Raw genomic sequence first — 23,691 nt, forward strand, 5'->3', positions numbered from 1 at the left:
TTGTGAAATGGCTTACGAGTCCTGGGAGTCTCTCGCGGACGAGGTCGAGATCACGACGGGTGCGGCTGACTGCTGGACCTGTCTGATGGACGACGCCGCCTGATCGGCTCCGCCTCCGGTGCGCCCTGCGACTCCTGGGTCGCGGGGCGCATCTCCAATCCCCGAGGCGTTGCCCGAAACGCCGGCCGAGACGATGGGAAATGACGCCGTGGACCGCTGGGAGTTCAGTCACGGAAAAGTCGGGGTGAATGCCCCGAGCTGGTTGACCTTCGAGGTGCACCGGCCCTACTTCGACGGCGCCGCCTCACCGCTGACGGTGATCCAGGCCCGCTCCGCGGTGCTCGCGGCCCGGCGGTTCGAGACCCGCTCGCCGCAGGCGCTGCGCTTCGGGATGACCATGCCGGCCAGCTACCGGCAGCTGCTGGTCGAGGAGTCCCGCCTGGCCGCCTACCGTGCCGCCTCCCCGCTCGACCTGCCCGCCGAGCTCGCCTCCCCCGCCTGGCTGCGGATGGCCGAGGCCTACCGCCGGCGCGCCGAGCTGGACGAGACCGACCGGGCGGGCCTGGCCCACTGGCTGGTCGCCGCCTGCCTGCTGCCGGCCGTCCTCGAACTCGTCCCCGCCGACCTGGACGCGGACGCCTGCCAGGGCCCGGTCGCGGCCGGTCTGCAGGCGAGCCGGGCGGTCGCGCTGTTCGGCCTCGAGGGCCTCACCGAGCGGACCACCGCCGCCTACCGGCCGCTGGTCGAGCACCCGGCGGCCACCGTCACCCACGTGCAGTCGGTGGCCGGCTGGGGCTACCTGCTGGCCCGCCACGGCGGGGACGACTCCGCCGTGCCGCACCACCTCGACCGGGCCCGCGGCCTGCTCGCCGAGACCACCGGGCAGCTGAGCGAGTTCGAACGCGTCGTCCTGGAAGCCCGGTTGGGCCTGCGCGAGGTGATGTACGCCGAGCGCAGCAAGGACTTCGCCGGAGCCGCCGCCCGCCTGGCCACCGCCCAGCAGGCCGTCTCGGCCCTCACCGCGCCGGATGCCGACGAGGAGCTGGTGCTGCTCGAGACCAGGCGCCGTCTGATCGACCGCCGGGTGGAGATGGCCGTCCGGCTGGGCGACACCGAGGCCGAACAGGCCGCGCTGGCCGAGGGCGTGGCGCTCGACCCGACCTGCGTCAAGATCCGGATGCAGTCGGCCCAGGCCCACCAGCGGGCGGGCGCGTACGAGGCCGCCCTGGCCGACTACCTGCACGCCTCCCGGCTCGGCCCCTACGGCACCGCCTTCGCCCTGCTCCGGGCGGCCGACTGCGCGAAGGAGGTGGGCCAGGGCGAGTTCGCCCGGGTGCTCACCGAGCGCGCCTTCCGCGCCGCCCCGCGGGCCTCCGCCACCCGGGACCGCCTGGTCGCCGACTGCCTGGCGGCGGGCGACGAACCGCTCGCCGAGGTGGTCCGGCTGGCCGCCGTCAAGGACCCGGAGCGCCCGTACACCAACAACTGGCACTACCGGATGCACGCCGCCTACTTCAACCTCGGCGAGTCCAAGTCCCCCGGCCTGTACGCGAATCTGCCCACCCTGGCCTTCCAGCACGCCGAGCGCGGCTTGCACCCCGGGGTGAACTTCCAGCGGCTGATGCCGCCGGCCTTCCGCACCAACCTGATCCGCGAGTCCGGCCTGCACGAGTTCGCCGTGGCCCACCCGGCCGACCTGCCGGCCCACCTGCGCACCCCCGCCTGGGACACCCTCTGCGGCTGGATCGAGGACTTCCACACCTTCACCGCCGAGCGGCAGCACCAGGTGGCCGGGGTGCTCTTCCGGCTCGGCTTCGCCAAGCTGCTGCAGGAGCTGCTCCCCTTCCGCCCCGCCGCCGAGCTGACCACCGCGGCCGAACTGCGGCTGCACCACTGGCTGGACGTCGTCCGCTGGGTCTCCTCTGTCGGCCAGGGCAAGCTGGTGCACCCGGCCAACTCGATGGCCATCGCCGAGCACCCGGCCTGCCCGACCCAGCTGCGGTTCGTGATCGCGGTCTTCTCGGTCATCTTCGAGGCCCGCGAGACCAAGGACCTGCAACTCGCGCTCACCTGGCGGGAGATCGGCGAGAAGGCGATGGCCGAGCTGCTGGACGACCCGGGGTACTCGGAGTTCGAGAAAATCATGCTGGAGAGCCGGTTCTACCGTAGCGTCAGCTACGTGCCGTTCCTCCAGAAGGACATCGCCAAGCTTGCCTCCGACATGGACCGCGCCGAGGAGCTGGCCCGCGCGGTGCCGGCCGTCGGCGAGTACCAGGAGTTCCTGGCCCGGGAGAACCTGCGGGCCTGCGTGGAGAGTCGCTCCAAGGAGTTCTACGCCTTCGGGGAGAACGAGCGGGCGCACCGGCTGGTGGCCGAGGCGCTGGCGATCGACCCGTACGAGCCGAAGACCCACATCGAGGTGGCGGAAGGGCTGATGAAGGAGGGCAGGCCCGAGGAGGCGGCCCACAGCTACCTGCGCACGGCCCGCCTCGGCCCGGTCTCCACCGCCTTCGGCTACGCGGCGGCCGGCGACTGCTTCGCCCGCGCCGGGCGGGAGTTGCTCGCCGAGGACTGCTTCTTCCAGGCGCTCCGGCTCGACCCGTACGCGATCTCCGCCGCCCGGGGCTGGGCCTCGGTCGGCGCGGCCGGCGGGATGGGCGAGCTCGCCACCTCCTACCTGGCCGACCTGGAGGCATGGGGGGCGGCCCGCCGCGCCGCCCGGGGCGCATGAGCGCCCGCTGGCGGCTGACGCCGCAGCAGCCCACCGACGTGGACTCCGTGGTGGAGCCGGTCTTCGCCGGTGAGCTCCCGGCCGAGCTGAGCCCGGCCTTCCTGGCCGGCAGCGGCTTCTCCGGCGCGCTCGGGCAGGTGCTCCACCTGCCGGGCGAGCCGGTCCGCGTGCTGCTCGGCTGCGGTCCCCGCGCCGCCTTCGACGCGACCGCCACCCGCACCGCCGCCGCCCACCTGGCCCGCGCCGTCCCCAACTACCGCCGCCTCGCCCTGCACGCCCCCGGCCCCCACCTGCGCCACCTCGCCGAGGGCTACCTCCTCGGCTCCTACCGCTACCCGGGCCACTTCTCCGCCGAGGTCGCCACCACCCGCACCCCACCGGACCAACTGATCACCCTGGTCGTCCCCCCGGCACCGGACACCACCCCGGAACCCGCCTGGACCGGCCCCGGTCTCACGGCAGGAACCGCCCACCCCGACGCCACCTCGGACCGGACCGGACCCACCCTCACGACGAGCGACGGCCGACCCACCCCGGACCGGACCGGACCCAGCGTCGCACCGACCGCCGCCGACGGCGCCCCGACCGGCTCCGCCCCCTCGCCCCGCTCCTGGACCGGCCCCTCCTGGACCGGCCCCGGCCTGCGCGGCGGCGCCTGCGCCGACCCGGAGACCGCGCTCGCCGCAGGCCTCCGCATCGGCGAAGCCGTCCGCCTCGCCCGGGACTTGGTCAACGAGCCCGGCCAGGAGCTCACTCCCCCGGTCTTCGCCGAGCGGGCGCTCAAGCTGGCCGCGGAGACCGGGCTCGAGTGCGAGGTGTGGGACGCGCAGCGGATCGCCCACGAGCGGCTCGGCGGCCTGCTCGGGGTGAGCCGGGGCTCCCTGGTGCCGCCCCGGCTGGTGCGGCTGCGCTACCGCCCGGCGGGCGCCACCCGCCGGATCGCCCTGGTCGGCAAGGGCGTCACCTACGATGCGGGCGGCCTGGCGCTCAAGCCGAACGCCGAACTCGCCACCATGAAGGCCGACATGGCCGGCGCCGCCACCGTGCTCGCCGCGATGTCCACCCTCACCACTCTCAACTGCCCGGTCGCCGTGGACGGTTGGCTCCCCCTCACCGAGAACATGCCGAACGCGGACCCCATCCGCGTCGGCGACGTGCTGCGGATGCGCAGCGGCACCACCGTCGAGGTCCGCCACGCCGACGCCGAGGGCCGCCTGATCATGGCCGACGCCCTCACCCTCGCCGCGGAGACCAGGCCGGACGCCATCCTCGACCTGGCCACCCTCACCGACGCCGCCGCCGTCGCCCTCGGCCGCCGGATCGCCGCCGTACTGGGCACCGACCCGGCGTTGGTGGCCCGCGTGCAGGCGGCGGGTGCCCGCGCGGGCGAGCGCTGCTGGCCGCTCCCGCTGCCGGAGGAGTACCGGGGCCAGCTCGACTCCCGGGTGGCCGACCTGGTCAACTACACGATCGGTGTGCGGCACGGCACCGCGATGCTGGCGGCCCTGTTCCTCCGGGAGTTCGTGCCGACCGGCATCCCCTGGGCGCACCTCGACATCCAGGGCACGGCGCTGTCCGACCTGGACGACCCCGAATGGGGCCTGGGCGGAACGGGCTTCGGCGTGCGGACCCTGGTCGAGCTGCTCGTGTCCGGCGGCTGACCGCACCGCACTTCGCCTACCATCCGTAAGTATGAGCAGGTACGGGTGGGCGGCAGCGGCAGTTCTCGTGGCGGTGGTGGCGGTGACCGGCTGCCGGACCACCCAGCACCCGGGAGCCGCGCCGTCCACCACCTCTCCCACCCCTACCGCCACCAGTCCCAGCGCTTCACCGGGCCCCGCGACCGGCGCGTCCTACGACCCGGCCCAGTTCGCCCCGCAGGTCCGTACCTGGTCGGCGAAGACCGGGGTGTCCGCCCGCCTGCTGCTCGCCGTCCTCTACAACGAGGCCTACAAACCGCACGCTCCGGAGCTGGAGCGCGCCTGGCAGCGCCTCAAGCCGGACTCCGCCTTCGGCATCGCCAACATGCACCGGGCCGCCTTCGACGAGACCAAGCAGGAGCACTTCCCCACCCGCCGCTGGGAGGAGCTGCCGGACGACCCGGCGCTCGCGATCCAGGCCGAGGCCTGGTACCTGGCCGGCCTCGCCGACCAACTGCCCTCCCACTGGAGCTCCTCGTACACGAAGGACGAACTGCTCGCCCTCGGCTACAACACCGGCCCCGGCAACATGCTCGCCTTCGCCCGGGGCGCGCACCCCGGCACGCAGGCCCAGGCGTACCTGGATCATCTGCGTGCCAACCTGCCGAAGGCCGACCAGGCGCTCGCTCAGAACGGTTGAGCTGGTGGGTTTATGAGGCGCGTGATGATTGTGTGATGGTCGGGTTGCCGGGTTGTTATCCGACCGTGACTCCCTCTACGCTCGCCAACAGCCCGGACTCCACGGGCCCCGGACGCGGCACGCCGAACCCCGCCCACCGCGCACCCCGGGACCACGCAGCAGACCCCTTGGGCGGGGACGGGGGACCCAGGTTCCCACGCCGTGCACCCACGGCTAGGGGTGAAGCCGCCCAGCGCGGCCGGGCCACTCTCCGGTCCGAACCCGACAGCTCACCTCGCAGGCGTGCGGAGAGGGACAACTCGATGGTCTTCTCGGGCTCCGGACGTCACCGCCGCCCCACCCAGGCCGACCGCGCCGTGGCCGCCGCCTCCGTGATGGGCGTCGGCCTCGCACTGCCGCTGCTCACCGCGGCCGGCGCGCACGCCGTACCGGCCACCAGCTGGGACACCGTCGCGCAGTGCATGAGCGGCGGCAACTGGACCGCCAACGACGGCGACGGCGGCTACGGCGGCCTGCAGCTGACCCTGCGGGACTGGAAGACCTACGGCGGCGACCAGTACGCGGCCCAGCCGAGCCACGCCACCAAGGACCAGCAGATCGCCATCGCCGAGAAGCTCCTCGCCGACCAGGGCACCGTCCGCTGGCCCGGCTGCGCCACGGTCCTCACCACCGCCCCCGTGACTCCGCCCACCACCGCGCCCAGCACCCCGGCGACCCCGGTGACCCCGCCGACCACGGCCCCGGTCACGCCGCCCGCGACACCCGTCACCCCCGCCGTGCCCGCCACCCCGGCGCCCACGGCCCCCACGGCGCCCGTCACCACCCCGGCGGCCCCCACCACCCCGGCCACCCCGGCCATGCCCGCCGATCCGGCCGCCCCGCCCGCGGCATCCGCCCCCGCCACGACGCCGCCGAGCACGCCGGTCACCCCGGTCACCCCGCCGGTGACGGCCCCGGCCGCCCCCCAGATCCCGGCGGCACCGGCCGTTCCCACTCCCGGTGACTACACCGTGGTCGAGGGCGACACCCTCTCGGGGATCTCGAACACCTACCACCTCGGCGGTTGGCAGCACGTCTACGCCCAGAACCTCGGCACCGTCGGCGCCGACCCCGACCTGATCCACCCCGGCCAGGTCCTGCACCTGTCCTGAGCACCCCGGCCCTTCCTCACGGGCGCGGGCCTGTGCGAGATGCCCCCAGCCCGCGCTCGTGACGGCCTCCTCCCTGGCCGGCCGCCGCTGGGGCCCGGCCCTGGCCGGCACTCTGGTGGCACTGCCCATCGTGGCCGGTCCCATCCTCTTCATCAGCCCCCTGGAGCACGGCCGGGCGTTCGTCGCCCGCGCCGCCTCCGCCTCACTGCTCGGCCTGGTCTCGCTGGCCCTGTTCGCGGTCGTCTTCGCCCGGCTCCGCCACAGCTCAGCCGCCTGGTAGCCTGCCGTCCGCCCGCACACGTACGGGCGTTCGCACAGCAAGGAGATCCGCCGTGGAGTACGCATACAGCTTCGATCTGACGGTCCCGGAGCTGCAGGAGACCATGGCGCCCCCGGCTAAGGGCCTGTTCGCCGGGTTCAAGCGGAAGATCATGGACAAGAGCGTCCTCAGCATGTTCACGCACCTGGCCGGTCCGACCACCATCGAGCTCTCCGCCGAAGGCCTGCGGGTCACCAACTCCGACGGCACGCGCGACATCCCCTGGTCACAGGTACGCCTGGTCAACGAACGCCGGCTCTCCTGGGCCGTCCAGCTCGCCCCGAACGGGGTCGTCCTCCTCCCCGCCGCAGCCGTCCCGCCGACCGAGCGGGCCGCCCTGGCCCAGCACCTCCGCGCCTGGGGCCCCGGCTACACCGTCCGCGAGGGCGGCATGGCCGGCGTCGCGGCCTGAGACGCCGCGGCTCATCGGTGCCCGTCCTCCGTCCGACGCTCGACGCCTCGTGGGGCGTCCGCTGCCGCCCGGGCCGCCGGAGCTGACCGCGTCGTTGTCAGCGGTGCCGTGCATGATCAGCGCATCGGTACCGCGCCAAGGACGAGGAAGCACCATGCCCATCACCAACCAGCAGATCGCCGAACACCCCTTCCTCCAGGGGATGTACCGGGACTCCTACTACCCCGACCACGTCGTCGACCAGGGCCGGGCCGTCCTCCTCCGCCTGTGCGAGCGCATCGAGGCCGAACAGCCCGCCGACCTGTCCGCCCTCTACACCCTCACCCACGCCGCCACCGAGGAGTTCAACCTCCTCGAGGCGGAGTTCGACGCGGCCGGCAGCGAGATCGAGACGGTCGCCCGCGAGTACATCGCCGAGGAATTCTGGTTCCTCGCCACCGCCTACGGCTTCAAGGACGCCGACATCGAGGAACTCATCGCCACCCGCGACTGGTGACTCCCGGCGCACCGCACCATCCGCACGTCCGGAGGTCTCCCCGGCCTCGACACCATAATGGGAGGATGAACTTCGGGGTGGGGTCCGGCGGGAGCAACTGGGGCGGCGGGGCGCTGTGGGCGTTGCTGAAGCACACGGCGGAGCGGCTCGGGGTCGTCCTGCGCGAGTCGGACGAGGAGCGAGGGGTTGTCGCGAAGTACGTCGACGCCGGGAGCGGTCGGCGGGTGACGGTGTATCCGCCCGACGAGCGGCGTCGGGCCTTCCGGGTGAACCTCGCGAGCGACCTCCCGAGCAACTTCCCGCGCCTGGCTGGCGGATGGACCGCCGATCCGGCCGAGGTGGTCAGGGCGGTGGCAGCCTGGACCAGCGGAGCGGGACTCGAGGAGACCAAGGTGCAGGCCCCCTGCATCCAGTTCCGGCCTTGGGCCCTCGTGCACGAGCGGGAACCGTTCAGCGGGGCCGAGTTGGAGTGGCACCTCCAGTTGGACCGCATCCACTTTCCGCCAGACGACCGGTACCCGCGCACGCATGCGCTGCTGGCTGCGGCGTACGCCCAGCCGGTGCTCCGCCGGCTGACACCTGCCACCAGCATGATGAACGTCTGGTTCTCCACCAGTGTCAGGGCGAACTGGAAGACACATGTCGGGCACATCCTGTGGATGCACGAGAAGGGGGTCTACGGGGTACACGACGGGAGCGAGTTGATCGCGCGCTTCGACACCCCGGAGGAGGCCGTCGCCTTGGTGGTGGCCACCCTGCCGGAGGGGATCGGCCCGGCACGTTGAGGGCAGTGTCACCAACTGCTCAGCCCGTCAACGAGACCTGCCTGAGAGCCGCCGTCGCACCCGCTCGATCCGCTCGGCATTGCGCTCCGGCGCGTCCATGCCGACCCTGGCCCGGCGCCGGAGACCGCCCACGACCAGCTCACCGAGCGGCGCGTCCGGCCACTTGCGCCAACGCCCGGTCGTCCGCCGGGCGAACAACGCCTGGCCGTCGTCCAACTGCCCGCCGTACGCGCGGATCCGCTCCAGCGCGAGTCGTTCACGGCCGCGCAGTGCGTGGTGCGCGGCCCGGCGGGCGAGGGGGATGTTCCTGCGGGAACTCTTGTCGTTCTCCCCGTAGTTGTTACGGCGGTCCTTGCGGTAGCTCAGCCGTTTCTTCTCCTGGGGCGACTTCCGCCGCGCTCGGCCTTCTCCAGGCTGCTGCTCAGGTGAGGTTCTCACGGGCCCAGCCAGAGACGCCTGCGAGCCTGGCAGCCGCCACCTCGGGATCGCCGTCCCGCACGGTCTGTCCGACCTCCCCGTCGGCCCCTTCCAGCCCGCACTCCTCCTCGATCATCCGCCCGATCCGGTAGACCTCCCGCATGATCGCCCGCGCCGCCTCCCCGGAGTACCGGTAGGTGATCTCCACGGAGGCGGAGTCCCCCGCATAGTCCACCTGGATGCGGCCCACCCCCGGATAGCAGTGCAAGGTCAGGCTGTAGGGATACACCTCGGACTCGATCGGTCCCACCTCGCGCGCCACCCGCTCGGACAGCCGCTCCCAAGCCTTCACCTGCCCGTCCGTCAGATCGATCGGCTCGGGCTCGGCATCCCAGTCGTAGGCGGCGTTCCGCTCCTCCAGGACCTCGTCGAAGGTACGCCCCGGCGGTACGTCGAGGAAGTCGATGCTGTACGGCATGCTCCGCACCCTACGGTCCCGAACCAGCCTCACTCGAACGGATTATCCCCTCCGTTGAGCCTCGGTGATTGCGTGGCACCAGCGCCCCCGCAGGTCACGTCCCTCGACGCGGTGCAAAAGCCGTGGGCGGACGGTCATGAGGTGGACTACGATCAACCGCTCGGTGGTGATCACGGGCAAGGGGTGGGGATGAGTCATTTCTCGGTCGACGTGTGCCTTCCGCCGACTCCGCCGCGGGAATTGCGGGCGGCACTGGACGCCGTGATGGCGCCGTTCGACCTCAACCTCTCCGGTGGGAACCCGGACGGGCAGTGGGACTGGTGGCGCATTGACGCCGGTGACGAGGATCGCTTCGCCGTCCGGCCGGAGCACGACGGCGATCCGCGGCTGATATTCGCGACCCATCCGGATGGCGAGCCGTGTGAACGGCTGCCCCTGCGCTGTGACGGCGGTCCGCGAGGGCTGCTGGACTTCGACACCACCCGTGAAGCCGCGGTCAGCCGGGCCCGCACCCGATGGCAGGCCGAGCAGGAGGACTTCGCCCGCCTGGTCGCGGACCATCCCCCGGCCGAACCGCTGACCACGTTCATCGCGCGGCACCGCGCGAACACTCGGGGCTATCCCCACGGGCAGGCCGTCGCCGATCACCATGCCCAGCCGTTGGTGCGAGCGCTGACGCACAGTTCCGCGTGGGACCGCTACCCGAATCTGGGTGTGTGGATGCTGGGGCCTGACAGCGACCCGATCTCACACTTCACCCGAGACCCCCAGGCTGATCTGGACGAAGCTGCGGCTTGGGCCATCGCCCGCTTCGCCCTGCTCACGCTGGACGGGCAGTGGATCGACGCCGAGTGCCCGGGATCATTCGTGGACGTGCTGCCCGATGAGGACCCCAGCACCGCCTATGCCCGGCGGGCTGCGGCCTATCTGGAGGATCTCGACGATGACTGCGTCATCGTCCGTCTGTACTGCCACTGTTGAATATCCGAGTGCCCCCGTCCCGTTCACGGTCAGGGCGCTCCGTCTGCCCCGCGCCGGTGAGCTCCACCCACCGGGCTTCCTCGTCGGCGTGCCCGCCCCTGGCGGTCGCCGCCGCGACGGCGGCCACGGCCTCCGGCGTGGCGCCGCCCTCGCGGTGCAGCAGGCCGAGCGGCCAGACCGGGGCCTGCTCCGGACCGCCGTCGAAGGCCTGCCAGCCCCAGGGCGCCTCGAAGCGCCACGCCCGCCCGGCGGCGTCGGCGACTTCGTCGCCGGGCTCCAGGAACGCGTACGGGCGGAAGAGCGGTTCGAGCCGGTACGGCACGCCGCCGTCGGGGTCGATCTCGTAGCCCTGCTCCTCGAGCCCGGCGTCGTAGGACTCGCCTTGCCGCAGCACCTCGAGGTAGGTCGCGGGCCGGGGCAGCCACCCGGTCTCCAGGGGCGGGTCGAAACAGCGGACCGCCAGCACGTGCACCACGGTCGGCGGGATCCCCACCAGGCACCGGTCGCCCGGCCGCAGGGTCTCCTCCGCCGGCTCGGTCCGGAAGTACTCCCGGCCCCAGCCGGGGTCCTCGGGCAGCGGCAGTGCCACCTCACCGTTCCACTCGATCCACTCCGTCTCCTGGTCGATCTCCCACCACGGCCAGCGCAGCACGACGTCGTACTCCATGACCCTCGTGACCACGGCCTCGGTGAACGGACAGCTCACCCGCAGCACGTCGCCCGGCCGGTACTCCATGCCGATCCCCTCCCTGTCTCCGGAAGGCGATCATCACAGACGCCTACAGCTCCGCCTCCGGCGGGAGGCGGTGGACGCCGGGGAGGTGGGTGTCGAGTTCGCCGGGTTCGAAGCGGCACATGCCGACCACGTGCCAGAACTCGCCGATCACGTTGCCTTCGTACTTGTAGGCGCCGGTGGGGCCGAGGGCGGCCCAGCCGTCGGGGGCGCCGAGGAGGGTGGCGCGCGGGGTGGGGAGGCCGGTGGCGGGGACGTGCCAGAGGCGGACGGTGCCGTCCTCGCCGCCGCTGGCCAGGAGGGAGCCGTCGGGGCTGAAGGTGACGGCCAGGATGCGGCCGGTGTGGCCGCGCAGGCGGCCGAGGTCGTGGCCGGTCCGGGTGTCCCAGAGACGGACCACCCGGTCGTCACCGGCGGTGGCCAGGAGCGGGCGCGAGGGGTGGACGGTCGCCGTCCAGAGCCGGCCGACGTGGCCGGGGAGGCGGTGGCGGACGGCGCCGTCGGCCCGGACGCCGTCGGCCCGGACGCTATCGGCCCAGAGCAGGGCCTCACCGTCCCAGGACGCGGAGGCCACCGAGCCGTCCGCCGTGAACGCGACGGCGTAGACGCGGTCCCGGTGGCCCGCCAGCTGGGTCTCGATCCGCCCGGCGGCGATGTCCCAGATCCGGACCAGGCTGTCGTCGCAGCCGGTGGCCAGCCGCCGCCCGTCCGCGCTGAAGGCGATCGAGCGGACCCGGCCCCGGTGCTCCCGCAGGGTGGCGACGTGGGCACCGGTGCTGCGGTACCAGATCCGGACGGTGTCGTCATCGTTGGCGGTGGCCACGAAGACGCCGTCGGCGCTGAACGCCTCGGCCCAGACGTGTTCGGTCTCCACGTCCATCTCGCGCAGGTACTCGCCGCTCAGCGCGTTCCACAGGTACAGGTCGCCGTCGTTGCTGGCGGTGGCGATCAGCGGGCCCTCGGGGCTGAACTGGGCGGAGACCAACCGGCTGCTCCGCGCCGCGAGCTCCCGGACCCGGCGGCCGGTGCCGGGCTCCCAGAGCCGGACCACGCCGTCGTTGCCGCCGGCCGCGAGCAGGGTGCCGTCACCGTTGAAGGAGAGCGAACCGACCCGTCGGCCGTGGCCGCGCAGCAGTTGCCGGCTACGGCCGGAGGCCGGGTCCCAGAGCCGGACGGCCCCGTCGTTGCCGCCGGTGACCACCAGCGGGTCGAGGTCCGCCCGGTCCACCGGGCGGAAGCCGCAGGCCCACACCGACCCCCGGTGCTCGGGCGGCTGCCGCCGCAGCGGCACGACCCGCCGGACCGGACCGGACTCCACCTGCCAGACCCGGACCACCCCGTCACTGTCCCCGGCCGCGAGGCGGGTGCCGCTCGCGTCGAAGGCCACCTGGTAGACCGCGCCCCGGCACCCCTCCAAGTGGCCGAGGGCCGTGCCGTCGGACAGCTGCCAGAGCCGGACCGGGCCGGAGGTGTCGCCGCTGACCAGCAGATCGCCGTCCGGGTGGAAGGCCAGCGTGTAGACCCGCCCGGTGTGGCCGTCGAAGGTGTGCAGCAACCGGTTCGAGGCGGTGTCCCAGACCCGGACGGTACCCCCCGCACCGCCCGTGCCCCTGATGCCGCTCCGGCCCGGGGGCCCACCGTCCACCCCGCCGTCACCGGTGGCCAGCAGCGCGCCGTCCGGGCTGAACCGCACCCGGTACACCGCCCCCTGGTGGCCCGGGAGTTCGGCGGTCAGCCGGCCGGTCGCGGTGGACCAGACCCGCACCGCCCCGGCCGAGTCGCCGGTGACCAGCCGGGTGCCGTCGGGGCTGAACTGGGCCGTGTAGACCGGCGTCGCGTGGCCGGGCAGGCTGTGCACCGGCTGCCCGGCGGCGGTGTCCCAGAGGGTGACGGTGCCTTCGGCGTCGCCGGTGGCGAGCAGGGTGCCGCCCGCACCGAGCGAGACCGGCCAGACGCCGCCGGGGTGCACGTCGAGGCGGTGGCGGCACTCGCCGGAGACCGGGTCCCAGAGCCGGACGGTGCCGTCGGCGCTCCCGGTGGCCAGGATGTCCCCGGCGAACTTGACCGCGTAGACCCGGCCGATGTGGTCCTTGAGGGTGCGCAGCGCCACCCCGGTGAGGGCGTCGCAGACCAGCACCGAGCCGTCGTCGCTGCCGACGGCGAGCAGTTGGCCGTCCACGCTGAAGGCCAGGGGCTCGGGCAGCCGGGTGGTGCGGACGTCGAAGCCGTACGGGACGCCGACCTCGGAGGGGCGGAATCCGGCCTCGACGGGCAGGCCGGGGGCTTGCGCGGCGGCTCGCAACTCGGGTGCGGCAAGCACCCGTTCGTCCGTGACGGCGGAGATCAGCGCGGCCCGCTGCCAGCGGCTGCCGCGCAGCCTGGCGCCGCGCAGGTCGGTGCGGATCAGCCGGGCCCCGCGCAGGTCGGCCTCGCGCAGGTCCGCTCCCGTCAGGTCCGCCCCGTCCAGGCGCGCGCCGACCAGGCGGGCGCCGCGCAGGGTGGCTCCGGCGAGGTTGGCGCCGATCAGCCGGACGTCGGTGAGGTCGGCCCGGGTGAGGTCGACGCCGGAGAAGTCCCGGTGGGAGAGGTCCTCGCCCGCCAGCGCGGCGCCGCGCAGGTCGGTGTGGGCGGGCACCCGCAGCCGGTCGAGCACCTTGACGGCGTTGGCGCGGGCGGTGTCCGGCGAGGCGGCGCCGTCGAGCACCGACTGCGCCCACTGCTGGCAGAGTTGGTGGTCGGCCAGGTCGCAGAGGAACTCGACCACCAGCCGGCTGAGGGGCTGGCGCACCAGCAGCCGGGGATCACCGGCCGCCAGTCCGGCGGCAGCCGCCCGGGCCACCAGCCACTCGACCACCGAGCCGTGGATGAACTGGAACATCCCCTCGTCGGAGCGCACCAGCAGCGAGCCGGAGCCGACGGCGTGCGCGACCTGCGCGGTCGGCAGCCTGGTCTCCAGCAGGCCGGTCAACACCCCGGCGATGTCCATGAGTTCGTCGTACGGCAGGGCGGTGCGGCCACTCTCCCACAGCCGCAGCGCGAGCAGCGTGACGGACTCCCAGAGCTGGTCCAGGCCCAGCCCGGGCGCGGCGCCGGGGCCGCCGTGGCCGCGCCGCTCCTCGAACCGCAGCCAGGCGGTGAGGACTTCCTGGTAGAGCCCGGCGGCGCTGAGCGCCCGGCCGGCGCCCGCGACGGCCTGCAGCCGGGCGTGGTCGAGGTCGGCGACGAAGCTGAGCAGCCGGGGGTTGCGGCAGAGCGCGAGCAGGTCGGGGATGGCGCCCATCAGGCGCATCCGCCGGTCGGCGGCGGTCTCGTCGCCGTACCGGTTGACCAGGTAGCCGCGGATCTGGGCGGTGGTGAAGTCCTGGACGGCGAGCAGCCGGCGCTGCGGGAGCATGCCGACCCGCTCGCCGAGCGCGGTGAGCACCTGCTCCTGGGAGCTGAAATGCTGGGTGCGACTGCTGACCACGATCTTGGCGTTGTCGACGGCGGCGTCGAGCAGCACCTGGAGGTGGTCGGCGGCCCGCTCGTAGCTGACCCGGTTGAGGAGTTCGTCGAAGCCGTCGAAGAGCAGCACGATCCGGCCCTGGCGGAGCATGTAGCGGAAGGCCCGCAGGTCGATGGTGTCCAGGCCGTGGGCGGTCAGGTGGGCGGCCACCAGCCCGTCGAAGGAGTGCGCCTTGTCTAGTGCGCTCAGCTCGATGAACAGCGGTGTCAGGTAGGGGAGTTCGGCGGGGATGCGGCGGGCCAGCTCGCGCAGCGCGAAGGTCTTGCCGCGGCCGAAGTCGCCGAGCAGCAGCAGGAACCGGCCGTGGTCGGATTCGAGCAGGCGGAGCATCTCGTCCACCAGGCCCTCGCGTTCGACGCTGCCGGGCCGTTCGGCGTCGCTGTAGCGCTGCGGCAGGTACAGGCCGGGCTGGTACTGGCCGTCGGTGCTGAGCCGTTCGTTCTGCGCGGCCACGTAGCCGCGCAGGTCGAGCAGGCCCTGGAACTCGATGAAGCTGCGCAGCCGCACGCCGCGCCGCCGGGCACGGTCGCGCAGTTCGCGCGCGGGCGGCGGGCCGTCATGGACGAGTTCGGCGTCGTGATCGGTGCCGGCGGCGTGCACGGCGTCCACGAAGCGGTCCACCTCCTCGGCGGTCGGGGTGCCGACGCAGGCGGCGACCCGCTGCTGGCGCACGAAGCCGGATTCGGTCCAGGTGACCAGGAGCCCCGGTGGTTTGCCGGTGACCTGGCGGATCTGGGCGCCCTCGTGCCGGGTGCGGCAGACCTCGGCGACCCGGGCGAGCAGGGTGTCGGCCGCGGTGGCCAGTTCGCGGGTCTCCCGGGCCGGTCCGGCGGCCGGCTCGGCGGCGGTCTCCGGGTGTGCCGGGGCGGGCGGGCCGTCCGCGGCGGGTGGCGGGAAGGCCCGGTGGGCGCGGCGCCAGGCGCTCGCGGTCCGCTGGGGTTCGGCGCCGGAGGCGGGCCAGCGGGTGAGGCCCTCACGGGTGAGCCGCAGCAGTTGGTGGGTGCCACGGCCGACCACGCCGACCGCCTCGACCTCCCCGGCGGCGGTGGAGAGCGTCCGGACGGCCGAGCGGGAGTCGGCCTGGCCGTGCAGCACCAGGTGCAGCCTGGGGGCGGTGAGCCGGGTGAACCGGTCGAGGTCGCGCAGCGGTTCGGCGCTCTCCCCGATCCGGGCGGTCTGGGCCCCGGCGGGGCGGGCGGTGACGGGGTGGCGCAGCGCGCCGATCCGCAGCCAGCCGTCCTCCTCGTACGGGCGCAGCGCCTGGGCGAACCAGGCGGTTTGCTCGGGGCCGAGCCAGCCGTACCGGTCGTCGGCCCGGTGGCTGTACGCCATCGAGGAGTTGAGCCCGGCGATCACGGTGCCGAGCTCGGGCACGGGGAAGAGCGTCCACGGCTGGGCGCTGTCGAAGACCAGGCCGAGGCCCTGGTAGAAGTCCTGGAACAGCCGGGCGTAGTGGCGCCACTTGGGCCAGTACGGCGGGACGGGCCGCAGTTCGTCGGCCTCGCAGGTGCTGAAGTAGGCGCGGGAGGCGGCCTGGCTGACGTCCTGCCCGCCGGGCACGATGGCCACCCGGTGCGGCTCCAGGCCCAACAGCGAGCGCAGGCCGGTGAGGAAGCCCAGGGCCTGCTCGCACTCGCGGGGGCTGCCGGAGGCGGTCAGGTCTCCGGTGACGACGACCAGTTCGGGGGTGGGTGCGCCGGCGTCGGCCAGCTCCACCAGGTCGCCCCAGACGGCGGCCTGCAGTTCGGCCGGGTCGCTGCCGCGGCCGAAGGCGAGGCCCGCCAGGTGCAGCAGGCTGACGCCGTCGCGCTCGCCGGTGCGCGCGTCGGCCGAGGGGTACTCGGGCGGGGCGGCCGGGCGGCGGCGCCCGGCCCAGCCCGTCCCGCCGACCGGGCGGGCGGCGGGCACCTGCGGCTGGGCGGGGCCGGCGGGCGGGCCGCCGGGCCCGCCGGGGTAGCGGGGCCGCAGGTCGGGGCGGGCCCGGCCGTCGATGGCCTGCACCACCCGGGCGAGCAGCAGTTCGCGGGCCCGGGCGGGCTCGGCGATGCCCACCAGGTCGATGTAGGTGAGGGTGGCGAGCAGACCGTCCACCGGGATGTCCTCGATCCGGACGGTCAGCAGCCGCCGCTCGGGGGCGTCCGGGTCGGCGCGCAGCGCGGCCTGCCACTCCATCCGGCCGAACCGGGAGCGCTCGTAGTTGCGTGAGAGCAGGGCGATGGTGGCGGCGGAGTCGGTGACGCCCCGGTCCATGAAGTCCACGAAGTTGGTGCCCGGCACGAAGTCCCAGGCCTGCAGGAAGGCGCGGTAGCCGGCCTCCTCGAGAGTCCAGGCGATCCAGGCCGCCCAGCGTTCGTCGGCCGGCGAGTAGCTGATGAAGAAGTCGATCGGCCCGGGGCCACCCGGGTTCGCGTCCAAAGCCCCCATGGGAGAGAGCTTGTGACCGTTCGGCGGTCGGTAAACCACCGCCCGGGGCCCGAGGGCCGGGCTCGACTCGGGACGGAGCGTGTGCGACCCTGGCGGGCGTGTCTGCCACCTGGCCGGTCGTCCGGCGTCTGCACCCCCTGGACTGGACGGCCGCGGCGCTGCTGACCTGCGGTCTGCTCTTCCTCGCCACCGGTCTGCTGCCCGCCGCCTCGGCGGGCGAGGTGGGTGCCCGGATCGCGCCGCTGATCGCCTTTCTCGGCACGGTCATCGTGCTGGCCGAACTCACCAGCACCGCCGGGGTGTTCGACGTGGTGGCGACCGGGGTGGCCCGGGCCGGCCGGGGCAGCTACCCGAGACTCTTCCTACTCTGCGTGGCGTTCGCGGCCGTCACCACGATGACCCTCAACCTGGACACCACCGCCGTGCTGCTGACCCCGGTGATGCTGGCGCTGGCGGCCCGGGTGGGGATCGCGCCGCTGCCGCTGGCGATGACCACGGTCTGGCTGGCCAACACCGCGAGCCTGCTGCTGCCGGTCTCCAACCTGACCAACCTGCTGGCCGCCGAGCGGGTCGCGCTCTCCCCCGCCGGCCTGGCCGGGGTGATGTGGGCGCCGCAGGCGGCGGCTCTGCTGGTGACGATGGCCTGCCTCTGGGGGTTCTACTGGCGGCGCGGGCGCCGGGGCGCGGACGGCTACCTGCCGCCGCCGGTGCGCCACCCGGGTGATCCGCTGCTGTTCCGGGTCTGCGGGCTGGCCTGCGTCGGCTTCCTGCTCGCGACGCTGCTGACGGGCGTGCCGCTCTGGGTGTCCTCGGGCACGGCCGCGCTGGCGGCGGTGGCGGCCTTCGCCGTCCGCCGCCCGGAGGTGCTGCGGCCCTCGCTGGTGCCGTGGCGGCTGCTGGTGATGGTGCCGGGGATGTTCCTGGTGGTGCAGACGGTGGACGCGCACGGGCTGCACCGGCTGCTGGCCGCGGCGATCGGCGCGGACGGCGGGGTGCTCGGCATGTTCCGAGCCTCGGCGGTCGGCGCGGGCCTGTCCAACCTGCTCAACAACCTGCCGGTCTACCTGGCCGGGGAGGCGGCGGTGCCGGCCGGCAACCACCAGCAGCTGCTGGCCCTGCTGATCGGCACCAACATCGGCCCGCTGGTCACCCCGTGGGCCTCGCTGGCCACCCTGCTCTGGTACGAGCGCTGCCGCTCCTTCGGCCTGCGGGTGCCGCTGCGCGGCGTGGCCGCGACCAGCGCGGTGCTCGCCGTGGGTGGCGTCGCCCTGGCCACGGCGGCACTCGCGCTGACCTGAGACACCGACCTGAAACGCCGGTCTGAGACGCTGACCTGAGACGCCGGCCTGAACCACCGCCCCGACCCCGCTCAGCCCCCTCGCACCCGGGCGACGGCGTCGAGCAGGAACGGCATCAGCTCCGGCCGCCCGGCGACGAAGGTCCGGTCGGAGTCCCGCTCCCCGATCCGCCCCCGGTAGGGCACGCCGTCCGGCCGCCGGACGTCCAGGCCCGCCTCGACCGCCAGCAGGTACCCGGCGGGGAGGTCGATCTCCTCCGCGCGGTACCCGACGAACCCGTCGATGTCGCCCCGGGCGAGCATCGCCCAGCTGACCAGCGGCGCCCAGAGCTGCAGCACCCGCCGCGAGCCCTGCTCCAGCCGCTCCCTGAGCCCGCGGCAGGCCAGGTCCTCGCGCGGCACCCCGTGCCCCTGGGTCCAGGCGAGCACCGGCCCCGCCGGGGGAGGCGGCCCGGGTGGCCCGTGCAGCCGGCCGCCCGGGCCGAAGGCGCCGCCGCGGCGGACCGCCCGCCACGTCCGCCCGGTCACCGGGTCGTGCACCACGCCGAGCACCGGCTCGTCCCCGACGCACAGCCCGATGCCCACCCCGTAGGCGGGCAGGCCGATGGCCACGTTGTTGCTGCCGTCCAGCGGGTCGACCAGCCACGTCCGGCCGGCCGGCGTGCCGCCGGCCACCACCCCGCCCTCCTCGGCCAGGATCCGGTCGCCGGGGAACAGCTTGCCCAGCCGCTGGACGATCAACTCTTCCGCCAGGAGGTCGAGTTCGGTGACCACATCACCGTCCGCACCCTTGCTGTCCACCCGGATGCCGCTCCCGAAGCGTGCCCGCAGCAGCGCACCCGCCTCCTCGGCGATCTCGACCGCCGCCCGGCACTCCTGCTCGAATCCGGTGCCCGCGAACTCAGCCGATGGGGTGTTCACCGAGCCTCCTTGCCGCCGCTTCGGCGATCCGGGCCGTCCGGGCCGCGCCGCACTGCCGCCGCGTCTCCTGCCGGGCCACCCCGTCCAGCGGCCCGAGGACGATGTCCGGCAGGCCGGGTACGGACCGGCCGAGCACCACGGTGGCGGCGGGCGCACCCCCCGGCAGCACGGTGGCGTGGAACTCCCCGGCCGCGACGGTGTACGTCTCCCCCCGGCCGATGCTGCGCTCCCCCAGCGGGACCCAGCGCACCAGCCGGGCGGTCGGCCGGATGTCGTCGGTGCCGTCCGAGCTGTGCACCCGGAACGCACGGTGGGTCGGGCGCGCCTGGTCCTCGCGCACGCCTCCCCGCAGGTTGCCGACCCGGCCGTACAGCACGCTGCTCTTCAACTCCCAGCTGTGGCAGTGGATCTCGCACACCGTACGGGCCGGGCGTCGCTCGACGTGCGAGCCGAAGACGTGTACGCAGACGCCGAGGGCACCGTCGCGCAGCACCGGCAGGCAGAAGAACCCCAGCGGGTGGGCGACCGCCCGTACCGGCCGTGCTCCCGAGGCGACCTCGGCCAGGATGCCGCCGACCAGCCCGTCCAGCGCGGGCGAGGCCTCGGCCTCCCCGGCCGCCTGGTCGAGCGTCGTGAACAGGCCCGCGCGGGGTACGCCGTCGCCGTGCCGGGGTGGATCCGTGGAGCGGTGCATCCTCTCCTCCCTCCGGCTGCTACCTGCGGTACGGGTTCTCCGCGTGCAGCGCCCTGTCGATGATGTCGCCGACGTCCCGGTCCGAGAACGCGGCGGGCAGCGGCAGTCCGAGCTGCTCGAAGAGCCGCCTGGCCTCCTCCACCGTCGGGTCGTCGCCGAGCGGCTCGGTGTCCCGCAGGTCGACCTTGACCGCCTGCTCCCGGTAGTGGTGCAGCTCGGTGACGTAGTAGTCGTAGAGCGGGCGCCCCCGCTCGACGTACAGGCTGACCCGGCGCGGGTCGTCCTGGGTGATGACCAGGCAGGACGCGGACAGGTCGAAGCGCAGGGTCGGGACGACCGAGGAGAGGTGGACGTCGATCTCCAAGGTGTCGAGCCGCTGGCGGTACCAGGCGGCGGCGAACACCGTGGCGTAGGACTCCTTGCGCGTCCGCTCCACGCTCCAGCCGCCCGGCCGGGCGCCGTCCGGCCGGGATCCGAAGGTCTCCCGGAACCGCGAGTAGGCGGCGCAGGCCCGTTCGTCGCCGGGGTGCACGATGTCGATCTTCACGGTGAGCGAGCGGCGGCGGCGCTGCGCCTCCTGGACGCACTCGGGCAGGGTGACGGCCCGCAGGTAGGTGCCCGTCCCGCCCTTGAACACCCACCGGTCGGTGTCCTGCCGGGCCCGCGCCAGGGCCTTCTCCAGCTCCAGACCGGCCAGTTCACGCACCGAGGTGAGACTGTCCAGCGCCTGCCGGGCCCCGGCGGTGGCCTCCCGGATGTCACTGATCCGCCGCCGCCGCTCGGCCAGCGACCCGTACACCAACGCCGCCAGCACCAGCAGCGTGGCACCCGAGACCACGTTGTCACCGAGCCCCCCGCCGAACACGTCGAGCAGCCCCACCGTCAGCGCCCCGAACAGCGCGATGACCCCGTCCGAGTTCCGCAGCGCCCAGGCGATCCCGCTCTCCAGCCGCCGCCCCTGCTCCGAACCCCCGCCCGCCAAAGGGCACCCCCCTCGTTCGTCCACCGACATGGTAAGTCCCGGTGGCAGTTGACGACCAGAGAACAGCAACCGCCGGCCCGCCCCAATTCCCTTGACCAGTCAGGAATTTCGCCCCGCGCGGCGGCCTTTCGGTGCACGTGACGACGATGGGACTCAACGACGTGCCGTCCGGGCCCGGCCCGGACGACGAAGCCGAGCCGGCGGTGCGCCGCCTGCTCTCGCGCGCCTGCGGCGACGAGCAGGCGCCCCCCGGCCTGCGGGAGCGGATCCTGGAGCGGATCGACCGGGTCAGCCCCCCTGGAGGTGCTGTTCGGCCCAGATGACCTTGCCCGTCTCGGTGTAGCGGGTGCCCCAGTGTTCGGAGCACTGGGCGACCAGGAAGAGCCCGCGGCCGCCTTCGTCGGTGGCGGCCGCGTAGCGCAGGTGGGGGGAGGTGCCGCTGGAGTCGGAGACCTCGCAGATCAGGCCGCGGTCGAGCAGCAGGCGGACCCGGATCGGCTCGCTGCCGTAGCGGATCGCGTTGGTGACCAGCTCGCTGAGGATCAGTTCGGTGCTGAAGGCGAGCTCCTCCAGGCCCCAACTCGCCAGCTGCGCCGCGACGGTGGCCCGCACCCCGGCCACCGCCGAGGCCTCGGCCGGGACGCTCCACTCGGCCACCTGGGAGCGCGGCAGCGCCCTGGTCCGGGCGACCAGCAGGGCGACGTCGTCCGCCGAGCCGCCCGGGATCATCGCGGCCAGCACGGCCGTGCAGGTCTCCTCCGGTTCGGCCGGCCCGGCCGCCTGCAGGGCGGCCGCCAGCAGGGCGAGGCCTTCGTCGATGTCCCGGCCGCGGTCCTCCACCAGGCCGTCGGTGTAGAGCACCAGCCGGCTGCCCGGCTCCAGCGTCAACTCCCCGGCGGCGAACGGCATCCCGCCGACCCCGAGCGGCGGCCCGGCGGGCAGCTCGGGGTAGCTGACCGTGCCGTCGGGGTGCACCACGGCGGGCGGCGGGTGACCGGCCCTGGCCACCGAGCAGCGCAGCGAGACCGGGTCGTAGACGGCGTACAGGCAGCTCGCGCCGGTCACCTCCACCACGCCGTCGCCCTCCCGCTCCTGGTCGATCCGGGCCACCAGCTCGTCCAGGTGGCCGAGCAGCTCGTCGGGCGGCAGGTCGAGGGTGGCGAAGTTGTGCACGGCGGTGCGCAGCCGCCCCATGGTGGCGGCGGCGTGCAGGCCGTGGCCGACCACGTCGCCGACCACCAGGGCGACCCGGGCGCCGGGCAGCGGGATCACGTCGAACCAGTCCCCGCCGACCCCCGCCTGGGCGGGCAGGTAGCGGTAGGCGGCCTCGACGGCGCTCTGCTCGGGCAGCGCGCCGGGCAGCAGGCTGCGCTGCAGGGCGACGGCCGTCGCGTGCTCGCGGCTGTAGCGGCGGGCGTTGTCGATGCAGACGGCGGCCCGGGCAGTGATCTCCTCGGCAAGCGAGAGGTCGTCCTGGTCGAAGGCCTCGGGGCGGGCCGAGCGCCAGAACTTGGCCAGGCCCAGCTGCACGCCCCGGGCCAGCAGCGGCACCCGCACCACCGAATGGACGCCGTGCTCGAGCACCTGCCTGGCCCGCTCCGGGTCCTGGCTCTGCCAGTCCGCGGAGGTGCCCAGGTCGCTCTGCAGCCCGGCCCGCCCGGTGCCGAGGTTCCAGGCCTGCGGCGTGGCGGGGAGGATGGTGATCCGTTCGCCGACCGGGTAGAGCGGCACGGAGTCGTCGATGCCGCCTTTGGCGACCCGCCGCATCGGGGTGTCGGGCCCGGGCGCCGGCTCCTCGCCGCGCAGCACCGGCTCGGCGAGGTCGACGGTGACGTGGTCGGCGAAGCCGGGGACGGCGACCTCGGCCAGCTCCTCGGCCGTCCTGGTCACGTCCAGGGTGGTACCGATGCCGACGCTGGCCTCGTACAGCAGGGTGAGCCGTCGGCGGGCTGCCTCGGCATGGGCGGTGAGCACGTGCAGTTCGGTGGCGTCGCGCAGGGTGGCGACGGTGCCGGGCGGGCCGCCCGCGCGGTCGGTGGGGCGGGTGCTGACCACCAGCTGGCGGGCCCCGGCGGGCAGCACCTCGTCGCTGACCACCCGGCCGGAGGCGAGCAGTTCGGTGGCCGCCCGGTCCAGGCCGAGCCCGGCGACCGGCCGGCCCTCGGCGTCGGCGGGCAGGTCGAGCAGGCGGCGGGCCTCGTCGTTGGCGAGCAGCAGGGTGCCGTCGGCGGCGAGGATCAGCACGCCCTCGCGGACGGCGTGCAGCACCGCGTCGTGGTGCTCGTACATCCGCGTCATCTCGGCCGGGCCGAGCCCGTGGGTCTGGTGCAGCAGCCGCCGGCTGGCCAGTGCGGCACCGACGGTGGCCAGTGCCAGCGCCGCGGCGGCGGCGCCGAGCAGCAGCGGGAGCTGGCGCTCGACCACACCGCTGACCTTGCTGATCGTGATGCCCGCCGAGACGGCCCCGACGATCGCGCCGCTGCCGTCCCGGACGGGCACGATCGCCTGCACGAGCGGGCCGATCGTGCCGTTGACGTGCTCGGTGACCACCTGCCCCTGCAGCGCGGGCTGGTAGTTACCGACGAACTTCTTGCCGATCCGGTCGGGCAGCGGGTGGGTGTACCGGATGCCGTCGGTGTTGATCACCACGACGAAGTCGACACCCGAGTCCCGGCGGGCCGCCTCGGCGCTGGGCTGGAGCACGGCCGTCGGGTCCGGCGCGCGCAGCGCGGCGGCCGTCCCGGGCGAGTCGGCGAAGGTCTGGGCGACAGCGACCGAGCGGCTGGTGGCCTCCTCGGTGCTGTCCCGGCGCGACTGCAGGAAGAGGGCGAGCACGGCCGCCAGCACCAGCAGCACCACCACGAGGACCTGCAGCGCGAACACCTGGCCCGCGAGGCTGCGGGCCGTGAAGCGTCGGGCCTTCGTCCGGGCCATGGCTTCATCGTCCCCCGGGTGACCCCGGAGTGGCCAGTGGGTGCACCGGCCACGCCAAGTTGTCCACCCAGGCCATTGACAGATTCAAACA

19 protein-coding genes and 1 riboswitch are annotated in these 23,691 nt (G+C 74.0%); of the genes, 11 read left to right on the forward strand and 8 right to left on the reverse strand.

The annotated features are described in order from the left end of the window. The first annotated feature begins 244 nt into the window (after positions 1–244). The 8 genes from ABT095_RS13730 to ABT095_RS13765 all read left to right on the forward strand — a co-directional run bounded on the left by ABT095_RS13730 (position 245) and on the right by ABT095_RS13765 (position 8,234). On the forward strand, positions 245–2,731 hold the full coding sequence (locus ABT095_RS13730; RefSeq protein ID WP_350529560.1) for a tetratricopeptide repeat protein: 2,487 nt from the start codon (positions 245–247) through the stop codon (positions 2,729–2,731). Beyond that, positions 2,728–4,392, forward strand: a complete 1,665-nt coding sequence (locus tag ABT095_RS13735; RefSeq protein WP_350529561.1) for a leucyl aminopeptidase family protein — start codon at positions 2,728–2,730, stop codon at positions 4,390–4,392. Before ABT095_RS13730 ends, ABT095_RS13735 begins: the two co-directional genes overlap by 4 nt. A gap of 31 nt (positions 4,393–4,423) precedes the next feature. Further along, on the forward strand, positions 4,424–5,071 hold the full coding sequence (locus ABT095_RS13740) for a transglycosylase SLT domain-containing protein (protein WP_350529562.1): 648 nt from the start codon (positions 4,424–4,426) through the stop codon (positions 5,069–5,071). A 148-nt stretch (positions 5,072–5,219) separates the two neighbouring features. Next, positions 5,220–5,368, forward strand: a riboswitch (cyclic di-AMP (ydaO/yuaA leader). Positions 5,369–5,373: 5 nt separating this feature from the next. Next, positions 5,374–6,222, forward strand: coding sequence for a LysM peptidoglycan-binding domain-containing protein (locus tag ABT095_RS13745; RefSeq protein WP_350529563.1), 849 nt, complete (start codon positions 5,374–5,376; stop codon positions 6,220–6,222). Between the two features lie 58 nt (positions 6,223–6,280). Then, positions 6,281–6,502, forward strand: a complete 222-nt coding sequence (locus tag ABT095_RS13750; RefSeq protein ID WP_350529564.1) for a hypothetical protein — start codon at positions 6,281–6,283, stop codon at positions 6,500–6,502. 52 nt (positions 6,503–6,554) lie between these two features. After that, complete coding sequence (locus ABT095_RS13755) at positions 6,555–6,953, forward strand: YcxB family protein (protein ID WP_350529565.1); 399 nt, start codon at positions 6,555–6,557, stop codon at positions 6,951–6,953. Between the two features lie 154 nt (positions 6,954–7,107). After that, on the forward strand, positions 7,108–7,449 hold the full coding sequence (locus ABT095_RS13760) for a DUF5713 family protein (protein WP_350529566.1): 342 nt from the start codon (positions 7,108–7,110) through the stop codon (positions 7,447–7,449). Between the two features lie 65 nt (positions 7,450–7,514). Beyond that, entirely contained in the window at positions 7,515–8,234 is a 720-nt protein-coding gene (locus ABT095_RS13765; RefSeq protein ID WP_350529567.1) for a DUF6193 family natural product biosynthesis protein, read from the forward strand. A 27-nt stretch (positions 8,235–8,261) separates the two neighbouring features. On the opposite strand, the gene ABT095_RS13770 is transcribed toward ABT095_RS13765, so the two are convergent. Next, positions 8,262–8,672: a hypothetical protein gene (locus tag ABT095_RS13770; protein ID WP_350529568.1), complete on the reverse strand. Its 411-nt coding sequence runs from the start codon at positions 8,670–8,672 to the stop codon at positions 8,262–8,264. Further along, positions 8,656–9,129, reverse strand: coding sequence for a hypothetical protein (locus ABT095_RS13775; RefSeq protein WP_350529569.1), 474 nt, complete (start codon positions 9,127–9,129; stop codon positions 8,656–8,658). The genes ABT095_RS13770 and ABT095_RS13775 overlap by 17 nt, the downstream gene beginning before the upstream one ends. 141 nt (positions 9,130–9,270) lie before the next feature. Between ABT095_RS13775 and ABT095_RS13780 the strand changes: the two genes are divergently transcribed. Further along, entirely contained in the window at positions 9,271–10,110 is an 840-nt protein-coding gene (locus ABT095_RS13780) for a hypothetical protein (protein ID WP_350529570.1), read from the forward strand. Here the strand turns inward: ABT095_RS13780 and ABT095_RS13785 are convergent. Beyond that, entirely contained in the window at positions 10,082–10,846 is a 765-nt protein-coding gene (locus ABT095_RS13785; protein ID WP_350529571.1) for a hypothetical protein, read from the reverse strand. The genes ABT095_RS13780 and ABT095_RS13785 overlap by 29 nt on opposite strands. A 43-nt stretch (positions 10,847–10,889) precedes the next feature. Further along, complete coding sequence (locus ABT095_RS13790; protein ID WP_350529572.1) at positions 10,890–16,772, reverse strand: WD40 domain-containing protein; 5,883 nt, start codon at positions 16,770–16,772, stop codon at positions 10,890–10,892. Positions 16,773–16,870: 98 nt separating this feature from the next. On the opposite strand from ABT095_RS13790, the gene ABT095_RS13795 reads away from it, so the two are divergent. Beyond that, a complete protein-coding gene (locus tag ABT095_RS13795; protein ID WP_350529573.1) occupies positions 16,871–18,070 on the forward strand; it encodes an ArsB/NhaD family transporter in 1,200 nt (399 codons plus the stop codon). A gap of 71 nt (positions 18,071–18,141) precedes the next feature. Here ABT095_RS13795 and ABT095_RS13800 read toward each other — a convergent pair whose 3' ends face one another. From ABT095_RS13800 to ABT095_RS13810, 3 genes are read right to left on the reverse strand one after another with little or no spacing between them, the layout of a single operon-like run. After that, positions 18,142–18,990 carry an inositol monophosphatase family protein gene (locus ABT095_RS13800; RefSeq protein ID WP_350529574.1) on the reverse strand — a complete coding sequence of 283 codons (849 nt, stop codon included), beginning with the start codon at positions 18,988–18,990 and terminating at the stop codon, positions 18,142–18,144. After that, positions 18,971–19,684 (reverse strand): hypothetical protein, encoded by a 714-nt coding sequence (locus ABT095_RS13805; RefSeq protein WP_350529575.1) that lies wholly within the window; start codon positions 19,682–19,684, stop codon positions 18,971–18,973. Before ABT095_RS13805 ends, ABT095_RS13800 begins: the two co-directional genes overlap by 20 nt. Positions 19,685–19,703: 19 nt before the next feature. Then, the gene (locus ABT095_RS13810; RefSeq protein ID WP_350529576.1) at positions 19,704–20,690 is read right to left on the reverse strand and encodes a hypothetical protein; all 987 of its coding nucleotides are present in this window, start codon (positions 20,688–20,690) and stop codon (positions 19,704–19,706) included. 122 nt (positions 20,691–20,812) lie between these two features. On the opposite strand from ABT095_RS13810, the gene ABT095_RS13815 reads away from it, so the two are divergent. Continuing rightward, complete coding sequence (locus tag ABT095_RS13815; RefSeq protein ID WP_350529577.1) at positions 20,813–20,989, forward strand: hypothetical protein; 177 nt, start codon at positions 20,813–20,815, stop codon at positions 20,987–20,989. Here the strand turns inward: ABT095_RS13815 and ABT095_RS13820 are convergent. Then, positions 20,955–23,600 (reverse strand): SpoIIE family protein phosphatase, encoded by a 2,646-nt coding sequence (locus tag ABT095_RS13820; RefSeq protein ID WP_350529578.1) that lies wholly within the window; start codon positions 23,598–23,600, stop codon positions 20,955–20,957. The genes ABT095_RS13815 and ABT095_RS13820 overlap by 35 nt on opposite strands. Positions 23,601–23,691: the final 91 nt, after the last annotated feature.

It is taken from the genome of Kitasatospora sp. NPDC002227, assembly GCF_040296285.1.
In the GTDB taxonomy this organism is placed as follows: domain Bacteria; phylum Actinomycetota; class Actinomycetes; order Streptomycetales; family Streptomycetaceae; genus Kitasatospora.